Here is a 320-nt window from a genome sequence, read left to right as displayed (position 1 = left end):
GCTGTACAGCGGCGTCACCGTCGACTTCTGATCGGCAGCGCCGCCGGGGCGCGATGAACGTTCAGGCCGGCACGCGCAAAAACTGAACGTTCACTTCAAACCCGTCGTCCCGGCCTGTGGCCGGCGACGCCAGGGTCATGTGCGCCTTGACCCCATGGACGATGGTCTTGGCAATCGCCAGGCCCAATCCGCTGCCGCTGGCTTCGCTGCTGCCGCGCACGAAGCGTTCGGTCAGGCGCTGCAACACCGGCGCCGGCACGGCCGGTCCGCCGTTGACCACCCGCAGCAACGCATCGTCCGTGAGGCTGACGTCGACCGGT

At 68.1% G+C, this 320-nt stretch carries 1 protein-coding gene; it reads right to left on the bottom strand.

Annotation, left to right across the window (positions count from 1 at the left end; genetic code table 11):
- Positions 1 to 61 precede the first annotated feature (61 nt).
- Positions 62 to 320 (bottom strand): ATP-binding protein (locus FVA95_RS29585; protein WP_368667392.1); only part of this gene is annotated, 259 nt, incomplete at its 5' end.

This window comes from Pseudonocardia sp. EV170527-09 (assembly GCF_008369905.1).
GTDB lineage: Bacteria > Actinomycetota > Actinomycetes > Mycobacteriales > Pseudonocardiaceae > Pseudonocardia.
Note: the sequence above shows the minus strand (reverse complement) of the source record. Positions and strands in the feature narration are given on the sequence as shown.